The organism is Rhodobacter sp. SGA-6-6 (genome assembly GCF_011043545.1).
GTDB lineage: Bacteria > Pseudomonadota > Alphaproteobacteria > Rhodobacterales > Rhodobacteraceae > Pseudogemmobacter.
Window position 1 is genome coordinate 210,816 of record NZ_JAAKGP010000001.1, and the last position, 15,887, is coordinate 226,702.

A 15,887-nucleotide genomic window follows, 5' to 3' on the forward strand; every position below is an offset into this window, starting at 1 on the left:
CCGCCCGCGCCCGCATGACAGGAGAAGACAGATGACCATCCATTGGTGCGGCACCGGCCTTTCCTCCGGCCCCGGCCTCCGCCGCCTGATCGAGGCCGGGCACCCGGTCGTGGTCTGGAACCGCACGGTCGCCAATGCGCAGGAGGCGGTGGGCGACATCGCCAGCGACATCCGCGCCTATACGCTGGAGGCGCTGACCGACGCCATTGCCCCCGGCGACGTGGCGATCTCGATGCTGCCCGCCGACAACCACGTTCCCATCGCCCGGGCCTGCCTGGCGAAGGAGGCGCATTTCGTCTCCTCCTCCTACATCGCGCCGGAGATGCGCCTGCTGGACGCCGAGTTCCGCGAGAAGGGGCTGGTCAGCCAGAACGAGGTCGGCCTCGATCCCGGCATCGACCACCTGATGGCGCATGACCTGGTGGCGCGCTACCGCGCCAGCCGGGCCTATGACGCCGGCAACGTGCTGTCCTTCACCTCCTATTGCGGCGGGGTGCCGAAGCACGCCAATGCCTTCCGTTACAAGTTCAGCTGGGCGCCCGCCGGGGTGCTGAAGGCGCTGCGCTCGCCCTCGCGCAGCCTGAGGCATTTCTCGGAACTGCGGGTGTCGCGGCCCTGGGAGGCGATCACCCAATACATCGCGCCGCTGCCGCAGCCCGAAAGCTTCGAGGTCTATCCGAACCGCGATTCCTATCCCTTCATCGCCGACTACCGCTTCGATCCGGCCTGGAAGGTGAAGGATTTCGTCCGCGGCACCATCCGCCTGAACGGCTGGGCCGGGGCCTGGGCGCCGATCTTCGCCGAGATCGAGGCGCTGGAAGGCGCCTCGCCCTCCCAGGTGGACGCCGCGCTGACGGCGCGCGCCGAGGCGCTGCTGAAGGAGAACGCCTATGCCCCCGGCGAACCCGACCGGGTGGTGCTGTTCGTGGCGCTGAAGGCGGAACGCGAGGGCAAGCCGGTGTTCCACGAGACCTGGGCCATGGACGCCTGGGGCGACGAACGCGGCTCGGCCATGGCGCGGCTGGTCTCGGTGCCGGTGTCGCTGGCGGTCGAATCGGTGCTGAACCGGGAAATCCCGGCCGGCGTCCATTCCGCCCCGCACGACCCGCGGCTGCTGAGCGCCTGGCTGGGCCAGGTGCAGCGGCTGGCGCAATACATGGCGCGAATCGACCACCTGGCGTGAGGGGCAACCGGCGCGGCGGGGTGAACCCCGCCCTACGGGAGCCGGCCTCGTAGGGCGGGGTTCACCCCGCCGTTCCGCGTCATCCTCGGGCGGGCGCTGGCCGGGTGCTTTGGGCACCCGGCCGGTCAAACCGAACCGTTGCGCATTGGCGAAGGCAAAAGCCTTCGCCACTACGGACGCGCCCCAACCGCGTGACAGCCCGGCCGGCGCCCGCTATGGTCGCGCGCGATCCGGGGCGCCAACCCGGGCGCACCGAGAGGAACCCGAGCACCGCCATGCGCCGCCGCGACAGCACCGCCACCGGCCGTCCCGGCCTGTCCGACCGGCTTGCCGCCCGGGCGGCGCGGCGCGCGACGGCGGCGACCGGCTTCGTCTCGCAGCCCGACCCGCGCTCCATCGGTCTCTACGCCCGCGGCAAGCAGATCCTCTCCGGCAACGTCCTGCTGGCCGGCTTCCTGGCCGAGGCGCCGGGGACGGATCTCTGGGACATCCCGCCCCCGGACCCCGCCTTCGGGGCCGAGGCGCAGGGGTTTTCCTGGCTCGACGACCTTGCCGCGCTCGGCACGCCGCAGGCCCGGGCGCTGGCGCAGGGCTGGACCTGGGGCTGGATCGCCCGCTACGGCGAGGGCCGCGGCCCCGGCTGGACGCCCGACCTGACCGGACGCCGGATCATCCGCTGGATCCACCACGCGCTCTTCCTGCTGCAGGGCCGCGACAAGGCCGCGGCGGATGCCTATTACCTTTCGCTCTCGCGCCAGGCCGCCTATCTTGCCCGGCGCTGGAAGGCCGCCCGCCCCGGCCTGCCGCGGTTCGAGGCGCTGACCGGCCTGCTCTACGCCGGGCTGTCGCTGATCGGCAAGGGCGACCTCACCGCCCCGGCGCTGGCCGCGCTGTCGCGGGAATGCGCCGCCCAGATCGACCGCGAAGGCGCGCTGCCCACCCGCAACCCCGAGGAACTGCTGGAGGTGCTGACGCTGCTGACCTGGGCCGTCCGCGCCCTGGCCGAGGCCGAAAGCCCGATCCCAGAGGCGCTGTCCGACGCCATCGCCCGCATCGCCCCCAGCTTGCGCATCCTGCGCCATGCCGATGGCGGGCTGGCCCGCTTCCACGGCGGCGGCAAGGGGATGGAAGGGCGGCTGGACCAGGCGCTGGCCGCCGCCGGCCCCGGCGGACCCATCGGCCATGTCGCCAGCGCCATGGGCTTCGTCCGGCTGACCGGCGGCCGCACCAGCCTGATCCTCGACGCCGCCGACCCGCCCGGCGGGACCGCCCGCGCCACCGCCCATGCCTCCACCGCCGCCTTCGAGCTGACCTCGGGCCGGCGGCCGCTGGTGGTCTCCTGCGGCTCCGGCCTGCCGTTCGGGCCGGAGTGGCGGCTGGCGGGGCGGGCGACGCAATCGCATTCCGCGCTGTGCCTGACCGGCTTCTCCTCCTCGCGCTTCGGCGCCCGGGCGGAGGAGGGGCTCTTGGACGACACCGCCCGCGTCACCGCGCTGCGGCTGGCCCCGGGCGAGGGCGGCACCGTGCACCTTGCCCATGACGGCTGGACCGCCACCCACGGCCTGACCGCCAGCCGCGAGCTGCACCTGTCGGGCGACGGCCGCCGCCTCGTCGGCACCGACGCGCTGACGGCGATGAGCTTCGCCGACCGCAAGCGCTTCGGCACCCTGCTCGACCGTTCGCATCTGGAAGGCATCGGCTTCGCCCTCCGCTTCCACCTGCATCCCGATGTCGACGCCACGCTGGACATGGGCGGCACCGCGGTCTCGATGCAGCTGCGGTCGGGCGAAATCTGGGTGTTCCGCCACGACGGCAGCGGCAAACTGTCGCTCGATCCATCGTTCTACCTGGAAAAGGGCCGGATAAATCCGCGCCCGACGCTGCAGATCGTGCTTTCCGGCCTGGCGCGGGATGTCGAGACGCGCATCGGCTGGACCTTGGCGAAGGCACAGGATACTCCGCTGGCCATCCGCGACCTGGACCGGGACGATCCGGTCCCCCTCTGATGAGGCCCCAGATGTATCACCCGCCCACCGACCTGATCTACATCGGCCGCGCGCTGATCTCCGTCTCCGACAAGACCGGCCTTCTGGACCTGGCCCGCGCGCTGGCGGCGAAGGGGGTAGAGCTGATCTCGACCGGCGGCACCTCGGGGATGCTGCGGCAGGCGGGGCTGGAGGTGCGGGACGTGTCGGATGTCACCGGCTTCCCAGAGATGATGGACGGCCGGGTGAAGACGCTACACCCCAACATCCACGGCGGGCTGCTGGCGCTGCGCGACGACGACGAACACCTGCTGGCGATGGCCGCGCATGGCATCCAGCCGATCGACCTTCTGATCGTCAACCTCTACCCGTTCGAGGAGACGGTGGCGAAGGGCGCCGACCGCGCCACCTGCATCGAGAACATCGACATCGGCGGCCCGGCGATGATCCGGGCGGCGTCGAAGAACCACAAGTTCGTCACCGTGGTCACCGACCCGGCCGATTACGGCGCGCTCTTGGACCAGATCGAGGCCCATGACGGCGCAACGACCCTGGCCTTCCGCGAAAGGCTGGCGCTGACCGCCTATTCCCGGACGGCAGCCTATGACGCCGCCGTCTCCGGCTGGCTGGCGGGCGAGATCGGCGAGGCCGCGCCGCGCTACCGCGCCTTTGCCGGGAAGCTGGCGCAGCCGCTGCGCTATGGCGAGAACCCGCACCAGGCCGCCGCCTTCTACACCGATGGCAGCCGCCGCCCCGGGGTGGCGACCGCCCGGCAATGGCAGGGCAAGGAACTCTCTTACAACAACATCAACGACACCGATGCGGCGTTCGAGCTGGTGGCGGAATTCGCGCCCGAGGACGGCCCGGCCTGCGCCATCATCAAGCACGCCAATCCCTGCGGCGTCGCCCGCGCGGCGACCCTGCGCGAGGCCTATCTGGCCGCCTACGCCTGCGACCAGACCTCGGCCTTCGGCGGCATCGTGGCGCTGAACCGGCCGCTGGACGCGGCCACGGCGGAGGAGATCGTGAAGATCTTCACCGAGGTCGTCATCGCCCCCGGCGCCTCGGACGAGGCCAGGGCGATCTTCGCCGCGAAGAAGAACCTGCGGCTGCTGACCACCGAGGCGCTGCCCGACGCCGCCGCGCCGGGGCTGGCGTTCCGGCAGGTCGCGGGCGGGCTGCTGGTGCAGGACCGCGATTCGCAGCCGCTTGCCGGCGCGGCGCTGAAGGTGGTGACCAGGCGCGCGCCGACGGAGGCCGAGATGCAGGACCTGCTCTTCGCCTGGAAGGTGGCCAAGCACGTCAAGTCGAACGCCATCGTCTACGTCAAGGACGGCGCCACCGTGGGCGTCGGCGCGGGGCAGATGAGCCGGGTCGACAGCACCCGCATCGCCGCCCGCAAGGCCGAGGACATGGCCGGGGCGCTGGCCCTGCCGCAAAGCCCGGCCATCGGATCGGTCGTCGCCTCCGACGCCTTTTTCCCCTTCCCCGACGGGCTGCTGGCCGCCGCCGCAGCAGGCGCCACGGCGGTGATCCAGCCCGGCGGCAGCATGAACGACGACAAGGTGATCGCGGCCGCCGACGAGGCCGGCCTCGCCATGGTCTTCACCGGCCAGCGCCATTTCCGGCACTGAGATGCGGCTCCTTGCCCTTTCCGCCGCCCTGACCTTCGCGCTGGACCAGGCGACGAAGCTGGGCGTGATCCACGGCCTGAACCTGCCCGAACGGGGCGAGATCGCGGTGCTGCCGCCCTACCTCGTCTTCCACTGGGCCAAGAACTACGGCATCAACTTCGGCCTCCTCTCCGGCGAAGGCGGGATCGGCCGCTGGCTGCTGATCGTGGTCGCGCTGGCGATCTCGGCCTGGGTCGTCACCTGGGTCCGGCGCGAGCCGGCGAACAGGATCGCCCAGGTCTCGGCCGGGCTGCTGGTCGGCGGCGCGCTCGGCAATGTGGTGGACCGGCTGGCCTATGGCTATGTCGCCGATTTCCTTAACATGTCCTGCTGCGGGATCGAGAATCCCTATGCCTTCAACGTCGCCGACATCGCCATCTTCGCCGGCGCGCTCGGCCTGGTGGCCTTCTCCGGCAGGCCGGCGCAGGGCGGCAAGGGCGGCCGGCGCAGGACAGGAAAGCCTGCCCGAAAGACCCCGTGACGCCGGGCGATCCATGCGGTAAGACGGGGACAAAGGACGTGGAGGCTTCGTTGATGCAGGCAAGGGCTGGCGTGACCGCCATCGCAATCGTGGCGATGCTGGGGCTTGCCGCCTGCGGTGGCCGCGACAAGGCGCCGGTGCTGATGAACATCAAGTCCACCGATGGCCCCGACGAATTCGGCATCCTGCCGCCGAAGCCGCTGGAAATGCCGGAATCGCTGTCCGACCTGCCGCAGCCCACCCCCGGCGGCGCCAACCGCACCGACCCGCAACCCTTCGACGATGCCGCCGTCGCGCTCGGCGGCAAGCCGCAGGCCCGCACCGGCGGGGTGCCGGCGGCGGACGGCGCGCTTTACGCCCATGCCGGCCGCTTCGGCGTGCAGGCGGACATCCGCGGGCAGCTGGCCTCGGAAGACCTGGACTGGCGGCGCGACAACAACGGCCGGGTGCTGGAGCGGCTGTTCAACGTCAATGTCTACTTCAAGGCCTACAAGAAGTTCTGGCTCGACCAGCAGGCCGAGCTTGCGTATTGGCGGTCGCGCGGGGTCAGGACCCCCTCGGCCCCGCCGGCCCAGGACGGCGAATAGCGCGCCATCACAAAGGCGTAGACCTGCTTGATCCCGCCAGCCGACCGGCTAGCCTGCCCCCAACCAACCGGAGGCCCCATGCTTTTCCGCCAGATCCTGCTTGCCGCGCCGCTGGCGCTTGCGGCGGCGCTTGCGCCTTCCCGTCCCGCCGCGGCCGAGACCGTCACCACCTTTACGCTGGAGAACGGCCTGGAGGTCGTGGTGATCGAGGACCACCGCGCCCCGGTGGTGGTGCAGATGATCTGGTATCGCGCCGGCGCGGCGGACGAACCCGCGGGCACCTCCGGCATTGCCCACTTCCTGGAACACCTGATGTTCAAGGGCACCGACAAGATCCCGCCCAACGCCTTCTCGGCGATGATCGAGGCGCAGGGCGGCGACGACAACGCCTTCACCTCCTGGGACTACACCGCCTATTTCCAGCGCATCGCCGCCGACCGGCTGGAGCTGGTGATGGAGATGGAGGCCGACCGGATGCGCAACCTGCGCATGACCGAGGAGGATGTGGCGACTGAGCGGCAGGTGATCCTGGAGGAACGCGCGCAAAGGACCGACTCCGACCCCGGCGCGCTGATGAACGAACAGATGCGCGCGGCGCAGTTCCTGAATCACCGCTACGGCGTGCCGGTGATCGGCTGGCGGCACGAGATGGAGGGGCTGAGCCGCGAGGATGCGCTGGCCTGGTATGTGAAATACTACGCCCCCAACAACGCCATCCTGATCATCGCCGGCGACGCCACGCCCGAGCAGGTGAAGGATCTGGCCGAGAAATACTACGGCCCGATCGCCCCCTCGGACGGCATCGCCCCGCGCGAGCGCCCGCAGGAGCCGCCGCAGCTGTCCGAGCGCCGGATCACCATGGCCGACGAAAGGGTCTCGGACCCCTATCTCTACCGCACCTACCTGGCGCCGGAACGCGATCCGGGAGACCAGCGCGAGGCTGCGGCGCTGACCATCCTGGCCGAGTTGCTGGGCGGCGACGGCCAGACCTCGCACCTGGCCCGGGCGCTGCAGTTCGACAGCCAGACCGCGGTCTATACCGCCGCCTATTACGACGGCACCGCCATCGACGACACCACCTTCGGCCTGATCGTCATCCCGGCGCCGGGGGTGGAGCTGCAGGACGCCGAAGCCGCGCTGGATGCGGCGCTGGCCGATTTCATCGCGAAAGGCCCCGACCCGGCCGCCTTCGAGCGCATCCGCACCCGCATCCGCGCCGCCGAGATCTATGCCCGCGACAACATCCGCGGCCTGGCGCAGGCCTATGGCGAGGAACTGACGGTGGGCCTGACGGTCAAGGACGTTCAGGACTGGGACGAGGTGCTGTCCGCCGTCACCCTCGAAGAGGTGCAGGCCGCCGCCGCCAAGGTGCTGGACCGCAACAAGGCCGTGACCGCCTGGCTGGTCCGCCCGGAAGGCCCGGCGGAGGCCCCCGCCGAAGCGCCTCCGGCCGACGCCATCCCGGAACTTATGCCCGAGGAGATCCAGGAATGAGCTTCGTCCGCCCCTTCGCGCTGGCTCTTGCCGCCGCCCTGTCGCTGGCCCTGCCCGCGCGGGCCGAGCTGAACATCCAGGAGGTCACCTCCCCCGGCGGCGTCACCGCCTGGCTGGTCGAGGACCACGGCATCCCCTTCGTCGCGCTGGAGATCGTGTTCAAGGGCGGCACCTCGCTGGATGTCCCCGGCAAGCGCGGCGCCACCTATCTGATGACCGGGCTGATCGAGGAAGGCGCCGCCGGAATGGACAGCCGCGCCTTCGCCGAGGCGCGCGATTCCCTTGCCGCCAGCTTCTCCTTCGACGCCGGCAACGATTCCGTCTCGGTCTCGGCCCGGATGCTGACCGAGAACCGCGACGAGGCGGTGGCGCTCTTGCACGAGGCGCTGGTCAACCCGCGCTTCGACCAGTCGGCGCTGGACCGGGTGCGCGAGCAGGTGCTGTCCGGCCTGCGCTCGGACGCCAAGTCGCCCGAGGCGCTGGCGCCGCTGGCCTTCGACCGGCTGGCCTTTGCCGACCATCCCTACGGCACCGCCAAGGAAGGCACGCCCGAAAGCGTGGCCGCGCTGACCCGCGACGACATCGTCGCCGCCCACAAGGGCGCGATGGCGCATGACCGCATCTATGTCGCCGCCGCCGGCGACATCACCGCGGCGGAACTCTCCGCGCTGCTCGACACGCTCTTCGCCGGCCTGCCCGCCACCGGCGCCCCGATGCCGGAGCGCGCGCCCTGGCTCCTCCAGCCCGGGGTGACGGTGGAGCAGTTCCCCTCGCCGCAATCGGTGGTGTTCTTCGGCCACCGCGGCATCCCCCGCGACGACCCGGATTTCTTCGCCGCCTATATCCTGAACGAGGCCATGGGCGGCGGCCGCTTCTCGGCCCGGCTGATGAAGGAAGTGCGCGAGAAGCGCGGGCTGACCTACGGCATTGGCACCTGGCTGGTGCCGATGGACCATGCCGAGCTGTATCTGGGCCAGTTCTCCGCCTCGAACGACAAGGTGGCCGAGGCGATCTCGGTCGTCCGCGCCGAATGGGCGAAGGTGGCGGCCGAGGGCCTGACCGAGGCGGAACTGGAGGAGGTGAAGACCTACCTCACCGGCAGCTACCCGCTGCGCTTCGCCGGCAACGGCAACATCGCCAATGTGCTGGTCGGGATGCAGATGGAGAACCTGCCGATCGATTATGCCGTGACCCGCAACGAGAAGGTCGAGGCGGTGACGATGGAGGATGTCCAGCGCGTGGCCAAGCGCATCTTCCTGCCGGAGGAGCTGCATTTCGTGGTGGTGGGCCAGCCGAAGGGGCTGTGAGGGTCCAGATTGCGCGGCTGCCGGCGCAAGCCTTTATCGTTGTAGCTGACGGAGTCGCCTGGGACTGCTGTCGGCTGATGGGGGCATTCTGCCCCCCATGCCATCGGTTTCTCGAACCGATGGCGAAACCGCTGGCATACCCCTGAGGATATTTGTGGCAGGTGAATGCAGAAGAAGAGCGCTTCTTCCCTTTCACCTGCCCTTAAATATCCCCGCCGGAGGCAACCCCGAGCCGGTTGCGCCTGAAAGGCGCAGAGGCGAGACGAAAGGCTTGCGCCGCAAGGCGCGCAATATGGCAACCGTAGCCACAGGGCGCCCTTCCCCGACTCGCTCCCCCCTGCTACATATCGTCGGATGACCCTCCACACCCCCAAGATAGCGGGCGCTTCCGGCCGTCCGGTGATCCGTCAGCTGGACGAGGCCGCGATCAACCGCATCGCGGCCGGCGAGGTGGTGGAGCGGCCGGCCTCGGCGGTGAAGGAGCTGGTGGAGAACGCGCTGGACGCCGGCGCCGGCCGGATTGCCATCGACTATGCCGACGGCGGCAAGACGCTGATCCGCGTCACCGACGACGGCTGCGGTATGACGGCCGACGACCTGCCGCTGGCGCTGGCCCGCCATGCCACCTCGAAGATCGACGGCTCGGACCTCTTGGACATCCGCTCCTTCGGCTTCCGGGGCGAGGCGCTGCCCTCGCTGGGCGCGGTCGGGCGGCTCACCATCACTTCGCGGGCCGAGGGGCAGGAGGCGGCGCGGATCGCCTGCGACGGCGGCCGGCTGGCGCCGCCGCGGCCCGCCGCGCTGAGCCGCGGCACGGTGGTGGAGCTGCGCGACCTGTTCCACGCCACTCCGGCGCGGCTGAAGTTCCTGCGCAGCGACCGGGCCGAGGCGCAGGCGATCCACGAGGTGGTCAGGCGCCTCGCCATGGCCGAGCCTTCGGTCGGCTTCACCCTGTCGGAGATCGGCCCCGAAGGCCCGCGCCCGATCCTGCGGCTGGAGCCGGAGAGCGGCGACCTGTTCGACGCGCTGCACGGCCGGCTGACCCGGCTCCTGGGCGCGGATTTCACCGCCAATGCGCTGGCGATCGACGCCAGCCGCGACGGGCTGCGGCTGGTCGGCTATGCCGCGCTGCCGACCTATTCCCGCGGCTCCTCGGCCCGGCAATACCTGTTCGTCAACGGCCGCCCGGTGACGGACCGGCTGCTGCTCGGCGCGCTGCGGGCCGCCTATTTCGACGTGCTGTCGCGCGACCGCCACCCGGCGGCGGTGCTGAACCTGATCGTCGATCCGGAACGGGTGGATGTGAACGTCCATCCCGCCAAGGCCGAGGTCCGCTTCCGCGAGCCCGATGCCGCCCGCAGCCTGATCATCACCGCGCTGCGCTCGGCGCTGACGGGGGCGGGCCATCGCGCCTCCACCACCGTCGCCAGCGAGACGCTGGCCGCCTTCCGGCCGGAACAGCCGCGCCAGCAGACCCTGGCGAGCGCCTTCGCCTTCCAGGCCCCAACCTTCCCGGCTCCCGCGCCGCAAGGCTTCGCCGAGGCCCCGATGGCCCGCATCGCCGAGACGCCGGCGCAGCCGGCCGTCGAGGCGCCTCCGGCAGAGGTCCACCCCCTCGGCGCCGCGCGGGCGCAGCTGCACGAGAACTGGATCGTCGCCCAGACTGCCGACGGCATCGTCATCGTCGACCAGCACGCCGCGCATGAGCGGCTGGTCTACGAGCGGCTGAAGGCGCAGATGGCGGAGCGCGGCATCGCCCGCCAGCCGCTTCTGATCCCCGAGATCGTCAGCCTCTCCCCCGCCGATGCCGCGCTCATCCTTTCCGCCGCACCGCAACTGGCCGAGGCCGGCTTGGTGGTGGAACCCTTCGGCGGCGGGGCGGTCGCCCTGACCGAGACGCCCGCCATCCTCGGCGCGGTCAACGGCGCGGCGCTGATCCGCGACATCCTCGACGAACTGGCGGACTCCGGCCACAGCCAGCTGACCCGCGCCCGCATCGACGCGGTGCTGTCGCGGATGGCCTGCCATGGCTCGGTCCGCTCCGGCCGGCAGATGCGGCCCGAGGAGATGAATGCGCTGCTGCGCGAGATGGAGGCGACGCCGAACTCCGGCCAGTGCAACCACGGCCGGCCGACCTGGGTGGAGCTGAAGCTGCACGACATCGAACGCCTGTTCGGCCGCCGATGATGATCACGCTCTTCGGCCAGAGCTATCCCTGGAACGCGCCGGAGGTGCTGATCCTCGCCGGCGCCGCGCTGGCGCTGCTGGTCTTCCTGGCGCTGATCCTGCGCGCCGCCTCCCGCGCCTCGGCCTCTGCCGCGCCGCTCTTGCGCGAGGTCGCCTGGCTGTCGCACAAGGTGCAGTCGATGGGCGAATCGCAGGAGCGCCTGGCCGGCGGGCTGACCCATGTCTCCGAGGCGCAGGCCGCCAGCCAGACCTCGATGCTGCACCTGATGGAGACGCGGCTGGCCGATGTGCAGCGGCAGATGACCGAGGCGCTGCACGGCACCTCCACCCGCACCGCGCGCAGCCTGGGGGAGTTGCAGCAGCGGCTGGAGACCATCGACAAGGCCCAGGCCAATATCGAGAAGCTGTCGGGCAACGTCTTGTCGTTGCAGGACATCCTGTCCAACAAGCAGACCCGCGGCGCCTTCGGCGAGATCCAGCTGCACGACATCGTGCAGAAGGCGCTGCCGCGCGACGCCTATACGATGCAGGCGACCCTTTCCAACGGCCGCCGGGCCGATTGCCTGATCCACCTGCCCAATCCGCCCGGCCCCATCGTCATCGACGCCAAGTTCCCGCTGGAGCCCTACGAGGCTTTGCGCCGCGCAGACAGCCCCCGGGCGCAGGCCGAGGCCGCAGCGCAGCTGAAGACCGCCGTCCGCGCCCATCTCCGCGCCATCGCCGAGCGCTACATCCTCGAAGGCGAGACCGCCGACGGCGCGCTGATGTTCCTGCCCTCCGAGGCGGTCTATGCCGAGTTGCACGCCAACTTCCCCGAGACGGTGCGCGAAGGCTTCGCGCTGAAGGTCTGGATCGTCTCGCCCACCACCTGCATGGCGACGCTGAACACCATGCGGGCGGTGCTGAAGGATGCGCGGATGCGCGAACAGGCCGGGGCGATCCGCAAGGAGCTGTCGCTGCTCTACGCCGATGTGGAGCGGCTGTCCGACCGCGTCGGCAACCTCGACCGCCACTTCGCCCAGGCGGCGAAGGACATCGAGGACATCCGCATCTCCTCGGACAAGGCGACGAAACGGGCCCGCCGGCTGGACAACTTCGACTTCGAGGAGCTGACGCCGGAGGACCCGGCGAAGGTGCTCGGCCCGGGCGTGGCGGAATGAGGGCCGGCCGCTGGCGCTACTCCCGTGCCTCCCATTCCCCGCGCAGCACCGCATAGACCAGTTCGTCGCCCCAACGCCCGTCGAAGCGGTCGTTCTGGCGGAAATGCGCCTCGCGCCGCAGCCCCAGCCGTTCCACCACCCCGACCGAGCCGCGGTTCTCCGGGTCCAGACGGGCGAACAGCCGGTGGAAGCCGCAGCCGCGGAAGCCGAAATCCAGCAGCGCGGCCGCTGCCTCGGTCGCATAGCCGCGGCCCGCGGCGTCGGGGTGGAAGATATAGCCGATCTCGCCCTGCAGCGCCGCCCGGCTGGCGATCTGCAGCTTCACCTGCCCCAGGGCCGCACCGCCCTGCCCCGGCGCCACCGCCAGCCGCAGCGCATCGCCGTCCCCGGCGAAGGGCCCGTCCAGCGCCTCGGCGAATTTCGCCCTTATCGCCTCCGGCCCCGGCGGGGGCTGGTAGAGATGGCGGTAGACCTCGGCCCGGCCGTGCCAACCGGCGAAGGCCGGGAAATCCTCCGGCACGAAGCGCCGCAGCAGCAGCCGTTCGCTGGCGACCGGCAGCGCCAGCCCTTCCGTCCGCAAATCCTCCATCCGCGCCTCCTTTATCCTTGGGTAGATCACGCCGGCGCCGGATGGCAAAGCCCCCGCGCCGTGCTAGGACTGCGCCATGATCCACCTGCGCCCCTCCGACTACACCCGCCAGCCCTGGAAGAACGGCAAGGGCACCACCACCGAACTGTGGCGGCTGGAGCGCGAGGGTGCGCTGCTGGTCCGGCTCTCCCGCGCCTCGGTGGTGGAGGACGGGCCGTTTTCCCTGTTCCCCGGGGTGGAGCGGAACCTGACCGTGCTCACCGGCCCCGGCTTCCGGCTGACCGGCCCCGGCGTGGACCTGCCCTGCGCGCCGCTGGTCCCGGTCGCCTTCCCCGGCGATGTGGCGGTGACGGCGACCGGCACCGGCGGCCGGGCATCGGACGACTTCAACGTGATGACCGCCCGCAGCCTGCCGCGGCCGCAGGTCGCGGTGGAGACGGATACCACCCTGCCCGCCGGCGGGCTGCTGGCGCTTTACGCCCTCGGCCCGGCCTCGGTGAACGGCGAGGGGATGGAGCCCGGCGACCTGATCCTGACCGAGGACGAGGCCCGCCTGACCGGCCGGCTGCTTGCGGTCCGTCTGCACCCGTAGGGCGCGGTTCACCCCGCCGCGCGCAGCCGCGCCATGAAGAACCCGTCCATGCCGCCCCTTTCGGCCCATAGATCGGGCCGGGTCCGCAATCCCCCGGCCTCGGTCCACCAGCCGGTCTCCACCCCCGGCAGGTCCACCCGCTCCACCGCCAGCCCCGGGTGCCGCGCCAGCGCGCCGGCCAGCTGTCCCTCGCCCTCCTCCGGCAAGAGCGAACAGGTGGCGAAGACCAGCCGCCCACCGGGCTTCAGCCAGCTAAGCGCCCGGTCGAGCAGCTGCGCCTGCAGCGCCACCAGCCCCGGCAGGTCAGAACCGTCCTTGACGAAGGGCAGGTCCGGGTGGCGCCGGATCGTGCCGGTGGCGGAGCAGGGGGCGTCCAGCAGGATGGCGTCGAAAGCCTCGCCCGGCTGCCAGTCCAGCGCATCCGCCGCGACCACCTCGGCCGTCAGCCCGGTCCGGGCCAGATTCTCCCTCAGCCGCGCCAGCCGGACCTCCGAGACATCCAGCGCCACCACCGAGGCCCCCGCCGCCGCCAGTTGCAGCGTCTTGCCGCCCGGCGCGGCGCAGAGGTCCAGCACCCGCTCCCCCGGCCGGGCGTCCAGCAGCCGTGCCGGCAGCGCGGCGGCGGCGTCCTGCACCCACCAGCCGCCCGCGGCATAGCCCTTCAGGGCCGAGACCTGCCCGCCCGCGGCCAGCCGCAGGCTGCCGGTCGGCAGCGCCTCGCCCTCCGGCGCCTCGGCCCCCGGCCGCAGGGTCAGGTCCAGCGGCGGCTCGGCGGCATGGACTGCCTCGATCCCGGCAACGACCTCGCGGCCCCAGGCATGGACCAGCGGCTGGCGCAGCCAGCGCGGCAGTTTCTGCACCCCGGGCAAGGCCCCCTCGGGCACCGCCCGCAGCACGGCGTTCACCAGCCCGGCCAGATGCGCGGTCTTGCGGTTCGCCCGCACGATCTCCACCGCCGCATTGACCACGCCATGCCCGGGCGCGCCCAACGACCGCTCCACCACCGCCAGCCGCAGGATGTTCATCGCCCTGAGCGGCGGCCGCTTGCGCAGATGCGCCGCCAGCGCCCGGTCGGCCGGCTCCAGCCGCCGCAGCACCGCCGCCGCCAGCCGCAGGGCGCGCGCGCGGTCCTCGGGCGGCAGGGCCATATCGGCCTCGGCCAGCATCCGCCCCTCGCCCAGGACGGCATCCAGCATCGCCACCGCCGCCGCCCGCGCCTTCACACCCTCGGCCATCCGCTTTTCCTTTCGCTTCCCCGGGCCTATATCATCCGGAGGACGGAAGGAACCCGACGATGCCCGAAGACAGCCCGAAGGCCCTGCCCCCCGAAGCCCTGCGCGCCCTGGCCGAGGCCGAGGAACGCCGCCGCACCTCTCCGCCGGTGGAGCTGCCGCCCGAACTCGGCGGCCGCAAGGAGGGGCTGGAGGCGGTGCGCTACGGCGACTGGGAGAAGAAGGGGCTGGCGGTGGATTTCTGAGCCGGTCCGATCCCGACGGAGGCTCCAAGCAACGTCTGGCCGGGCGGGAGAGGGCGAGGCATTGCCTCGCCCTCTCCCGTGCATGCGGTTTCCACCGGAAACATGTCGGCAGGAGCCCCCGAGAGGCCAGCGCCCGACCCGGCGGGCGAGAAGCGCCTGGCCCGAGGGCGGGGCGGGCGCTGGCCGGGCCTTGGAGGCCCGGCCGGGACAAGGGCACCGGGCGAGGTGGTGGGTGGAACGCTTCCTAAGTCAACCACCTAGGGAAGCGTTCCACTCAGACCGGAAGCCTACAGCCCAAGCACGTCCATCATGTCATACTGCCCCGGCTTCCGCCCCTGCCCCCAGAGCACCGCGCGCAGCGCGCCGCGGGCGAAGATCGCGCGGTCGGTGGCCAGGTGTCGCAGCACCACCCGCTCGCCGTCCGCGGCGAAGATCACGTCGTGCTCGCCCACCACGTCGCCGCCGCGGATGGCGCTGAAGCCGATCGAGCCGCGTTCCCGCACCCCGGTGATGCCGTCGCGGCCGGAGACCATGGCGTCCTCCAGCTTCACCCCGCGGCCCTCGGCCGCGGCGCGGCCCAGCATCAGCGCGGTGCCGGAAGGGGCGTCCACCTTCATCCGGTGATGCGCCTCGACCACCTCGACATCCCAGTCCTCGTCCAATGCCGCGGCGATCTTCTGCGTCAGCCGCACCAGCAGGTTCACCCCGAGGCTCATGTTCCCCGCCCGCACGATCACCGCATGGCGGGAGGCCGCCTCGATCTTCGCCAGATGCTCGGGGCCGAGCCCGGTGGTGCCGATCACATGCACCAGCCGGGCCTGCGCGGCCAAAGCGGCGAAGTCCACCGTGGCGGCGGGAGCGGTGAAGTCCACCACGCCCTGCGCGCCGGCGAAGGCCTCCAGCGCGTCGTCGGTCACCACCGTCCCCAGCGGCGCGCCGCCCATACATTCCCCGATGTCGCGGCCGATCCAGGGATGGCCCGCGCGCTCGATGCAGCCGGCCAGCCGGGCCTTGCCGCTGTCGGCGATGGTCCCGACCAGCATCCGGCCCATCCGGCCCGACGCCCCGGTCACCACGATCCCCGGCAAATCGCCCATCTCCGCCCCCCGTTCGCTGCCGCTTCCGCTTTAGCCTCCCCTTGCCGCGGGCGAAAGCCCGCCGTTGCGGGCGGG

The 15,887-nt window shown here is 71.5% G+C and carries 14 protein-coding genes; 11 read left to right on the forward strand and 3 right to left on the reverse strand.

The features are described from left to right. Window positions 1-31: 31 nt before the first annotated feature. The 9 genes from G5B31_RS00945 to G5B31_RS00985 all read left to right on the forward strand — a co-directional run bounded on the left by G5B31_RS00945 (window position 32) and on the right by G5B31_RS00985 (window position 12,057). Entirely contained in the window at window positions 32-1,183 is a 1,152-nt protein-coding gene (locus G5B31_RS00945; RefSeq protein WP_165012887.1) for a saccharopine dehydrogenase C-terminal domain-containing protein, read from the forward strand. A 275-nt stretch (window positions 1,184-1,458) separates the two neighbouring features. After that, entirely contained in the window at window positions 1,459-3,189 is a 1,731-nt protein-coding gene (locus tag G5B31_RS00950; protein WP_165012889.1) for a heparinase II/III family protein, read from the forward strand. A gap of 11 nt (window positions 3,190-3,200) precedes the next feature. Beyond that, window positions 3,201-4,802, forward strand: coding sequence for a bifunctional phosphoribosylaminoimidazolecarboxamide formyltransferase/IMP cyclohydrolase (purH, locus tag G5B31_RS00955; protein WP_165012891.1), 1,602 nt, complete (start codon window positions 3,201-3,203; stop codon window positions 4,800-4,802). A gap of 1 nt (window position 4,803) precedes the next feature. Next, window positions 4,804-5,322 (forward strand): signal peptidase II, encoded by a 519-nt coding sequence (gene lspA, locus G5B31_RS00960; protein ID WP_165012893.1) that lies wholly within the window; start codon window positions 4,804-4,806, stop codon window positions 5,320-5,322. 53 nt (window positions 5,323-5,375) lie between these two features. After that, window positions 5,376-5,909, forward strand: a complete 534-nt coding sequence (locus G5B31_RS00965) for a DUF3035 domain-containing protein (protein WP_165012895.1) — start codon at window positions 5,376-5,378, stop codon at window positions 5,907-5,909. Between the two features lie 78 nt (window positions 5,910-5,987). Next, a complete protein-coding gene (locus tag G5B31_RS00970) occupies window positions 5,988-7,403 on the forward strand; it encodes a pitrilysin family protein (protein ID WP_165012897.1) in 1,416 nt (471 codons plus the stop codon). Beyond that, entirely contained in the window at window positions 7,400-8,710 is a 1,311-nt protein-coding gene (locus G5B31_RS00975; RefSeq protein WP_165012899.1) for a pitrilysin family protein, read from the forward strand. Before G5B31_RS00970 ends, G5B31_RS00975 begins: the two co-directional genes overlap by 4 nt. Window positions 8,711-9,064: 354 nt before the next feature. Continuing rightward, window positions 9,065-10,897, forward strand: a complete 1,833-nt coding sequence (gene mutL / locus G5B31_RS00980) for a DNA mismatch repair endonuclease MutL (RefSeq protein WP_165012901.1) — start codon at window positions 9,065-9,067, stop codon at window positions 10,895-10,897. Then, window positions 10,897-12,057: a DNA recombination protein RmuC gene (locus G5B31_RS00985; RefSeq protein WP_165013725.1), complete on the forward strand. Its 1,161-nt coding sequence runs from the start codon at window positions 10,897-10,899 to the stop codon at window positions 12,055-12,057. Before mutL ends, G5B31_RS00985 begins: the two co-directional genes overlap by 1 nt. A gap of 16 nt (window positions 12,058-12,073) precedes the next feature. On the opposite strand, the gene G5B31_RS00990 is transcribed toward G5B31_RS00985, so the two are convergent. Continuing rightward, entirely contained in the window at window positions 12,074-12,646 is a 573-nt protein-coding gene (locus G5B31_RS00990; RefSeq protein WP_165012903.1) for a GNAT family N-acetyltransferase, read from the reverse strand. A gap of 76 nt (window positions 12,647-12,722) precedes the next feature. Between G5B31_RS00990 and G5B31_RS00995 the strand changes: the two genes are divergently transcribed. Then, the gene (locus tag G5B31_RS00995) at window positions 12,723-13,238 is read left to right on the forward strand and encodes a HutD family protein (protein ID WP_165012905.1); all 516 of its coding nucleotides are present in this window, start codon (window positions 12,723-12,725) and stop codon (window positions 13,236-13,238) included. 8 nt (window positions 13,239-13,246) lie between these two features. On the opposite strand, the gene G5B31_RS01000 is transcribed toward G5B31_RS00995, so the two are convergent. Further along, a complete protein-coding gene (locus G5B31_RS01000; RefSeq protein ID WP_165012907.1) occupies window positions 13,247-14,473 on the reverse strand; it encodes an RsmB/NOP family class I SAM-dependent RNA methyltransferase in 1,227 nt (408 codons plus the stop codon). Window positions 14,474-14,532: 59 nt separating this feature from the next. Between G5B31_RS01000 and G5B31_RS01005 the strand changes: the two genes are divergently transcribed. Beyond that, entirely contained in the window at window positions 14,533-14,715 is a 183-nt protein-coding gene (locus tag G5B31_RS01005) for a DUF1674 domain-containing protein (RefSeq protein ID WP_165012909.1), read from the forward strand. A 287-nt stretch (window positions 14,716-15,002) separates the two neighbouring features. Here the strand turns inward: G5B31_RS01005 and dapB are convergent, their stop codons facing one another. Continuing rightward, window positions 15,003-15,812, reverse strand: coding sequence for a 4-hydroxy-tetrahydrodipicolinate reductase (dapB, locus tag G5B31_RS01010; RefSeq protein WP_165012911.1), 810 nt, complete (start codon window positions 15,810-15,812; stop codon window positions 15,003-15,005). Between the last annotated feature and the right edge of the window lie 75 nt (window positions 15,813-15,887).

What these genes read in the sequence shown, in the direction of transcription:
- G5B31_RS00945 (WP_165012887.1), top strand. Translation starts at nt 32, where the DNA reads ATGACCATCCATTGGTGCGGCACCGGCCTTTCCTCCGGCCCCGGCCTC.
- G5B31_RS00950 (WP_165012889.1), top strand. Translation starts at nt 1,459, where the DNA reads ATGCGCCGCCGCGACAGCACCGCCACCGGCCGTCCCGGCCTGTCCGAC.
- purH (WP_165012891.1), top strand. Translation starts at nt 3,201, where the DNA reads ATGTATCACCCGCCCACCGACCTGATCTACATCGGCCGCGCGCTGATC.
- lspA (WP_165012893.1), top strand. Translation starts at nt 4,804, where the DNA reads ATGCGGCTCCTTGCCCTTTCCGCCGCCCTGACCTTCGCGCTGGACCAG.
- G5B31_RS00965 (WP_165012895.1), top strand. Translation starts at nt 5,376, where the DNA reads ATGCAGGCAAGGGCTGGCGTGACCGCCATCGCAATCGTGGCGATGCTG.
- G5B31_RS00970 (WP_165012897.1), top strand. Translation starts at nt 5,988, where the DNA reads ATGCTTTTCCGCCAGATCCTGCTTGCCGCGCCGCTGGCGCTTGCGGCG.
- G5B31_RS00975 (WP_165012899.1), top strand. Translation starts at nt 7,400, where the DNA reads ATGAGCTTCGTCCGCCCCTTCGCGCTGGCTCTTGCCGCCGCCCTGTCG.
- mutL (WP_165012901.1), top strand. Translation starts at nt 9,065, where the DNA reads ATGACCCTCCACACCCCCAAGATAGCGGGCGCTTCCGGCCGTCCGGTG.
- G5B31_RS00985 (WP_165013725.1), top strand. Translation starts at nt 10,897, where the DNA reads ATGATCACGCTCTTCGGCCAGAGCTATCCCTGGAACGCGCCGGAGGTG.
- G5B31_RS00990 (WP_165012903.1), bottom strand. Translation starts at nt 12,646, where the DNA reads ATGGAGGATTTGCGGACGGAAGGGCTGGCGCTGCCGGTCGCCAGCGAA.
- G5B31_RS00995 (WP_165012905.1), top strand. Translation starts at nt 12,723, where the DNA reads ATGATCCACCTGCGCCCCTCCGACTACACCCGCCAGCCCTGGAAGAAC.
- G5B31_RS01000 (WP_165012907.1), bottom strand. Translation starts at nt 14,473, where the DNA reads ATGGCCGAGGGTGTGAAGGCGCGGGCGGCGGCGGTGGCGATGCTGGAT.
- G5B31_RS01005 (WP_165012909.1), top strand. Translation starts at nt 14,533, where the DNA reads ATGCCCGAAGACAGCCCGAAGGCCCTGCCCCCCGAAGCCCTGCGCGCC.
- dapB (WP_165012911.1), bottom strand. Translation starts at nt 15,812, where the DNA reads ATGGGCGATTTGCCGGGGATCGTGGTGACCGGGGCGTCGGGCCGGATG.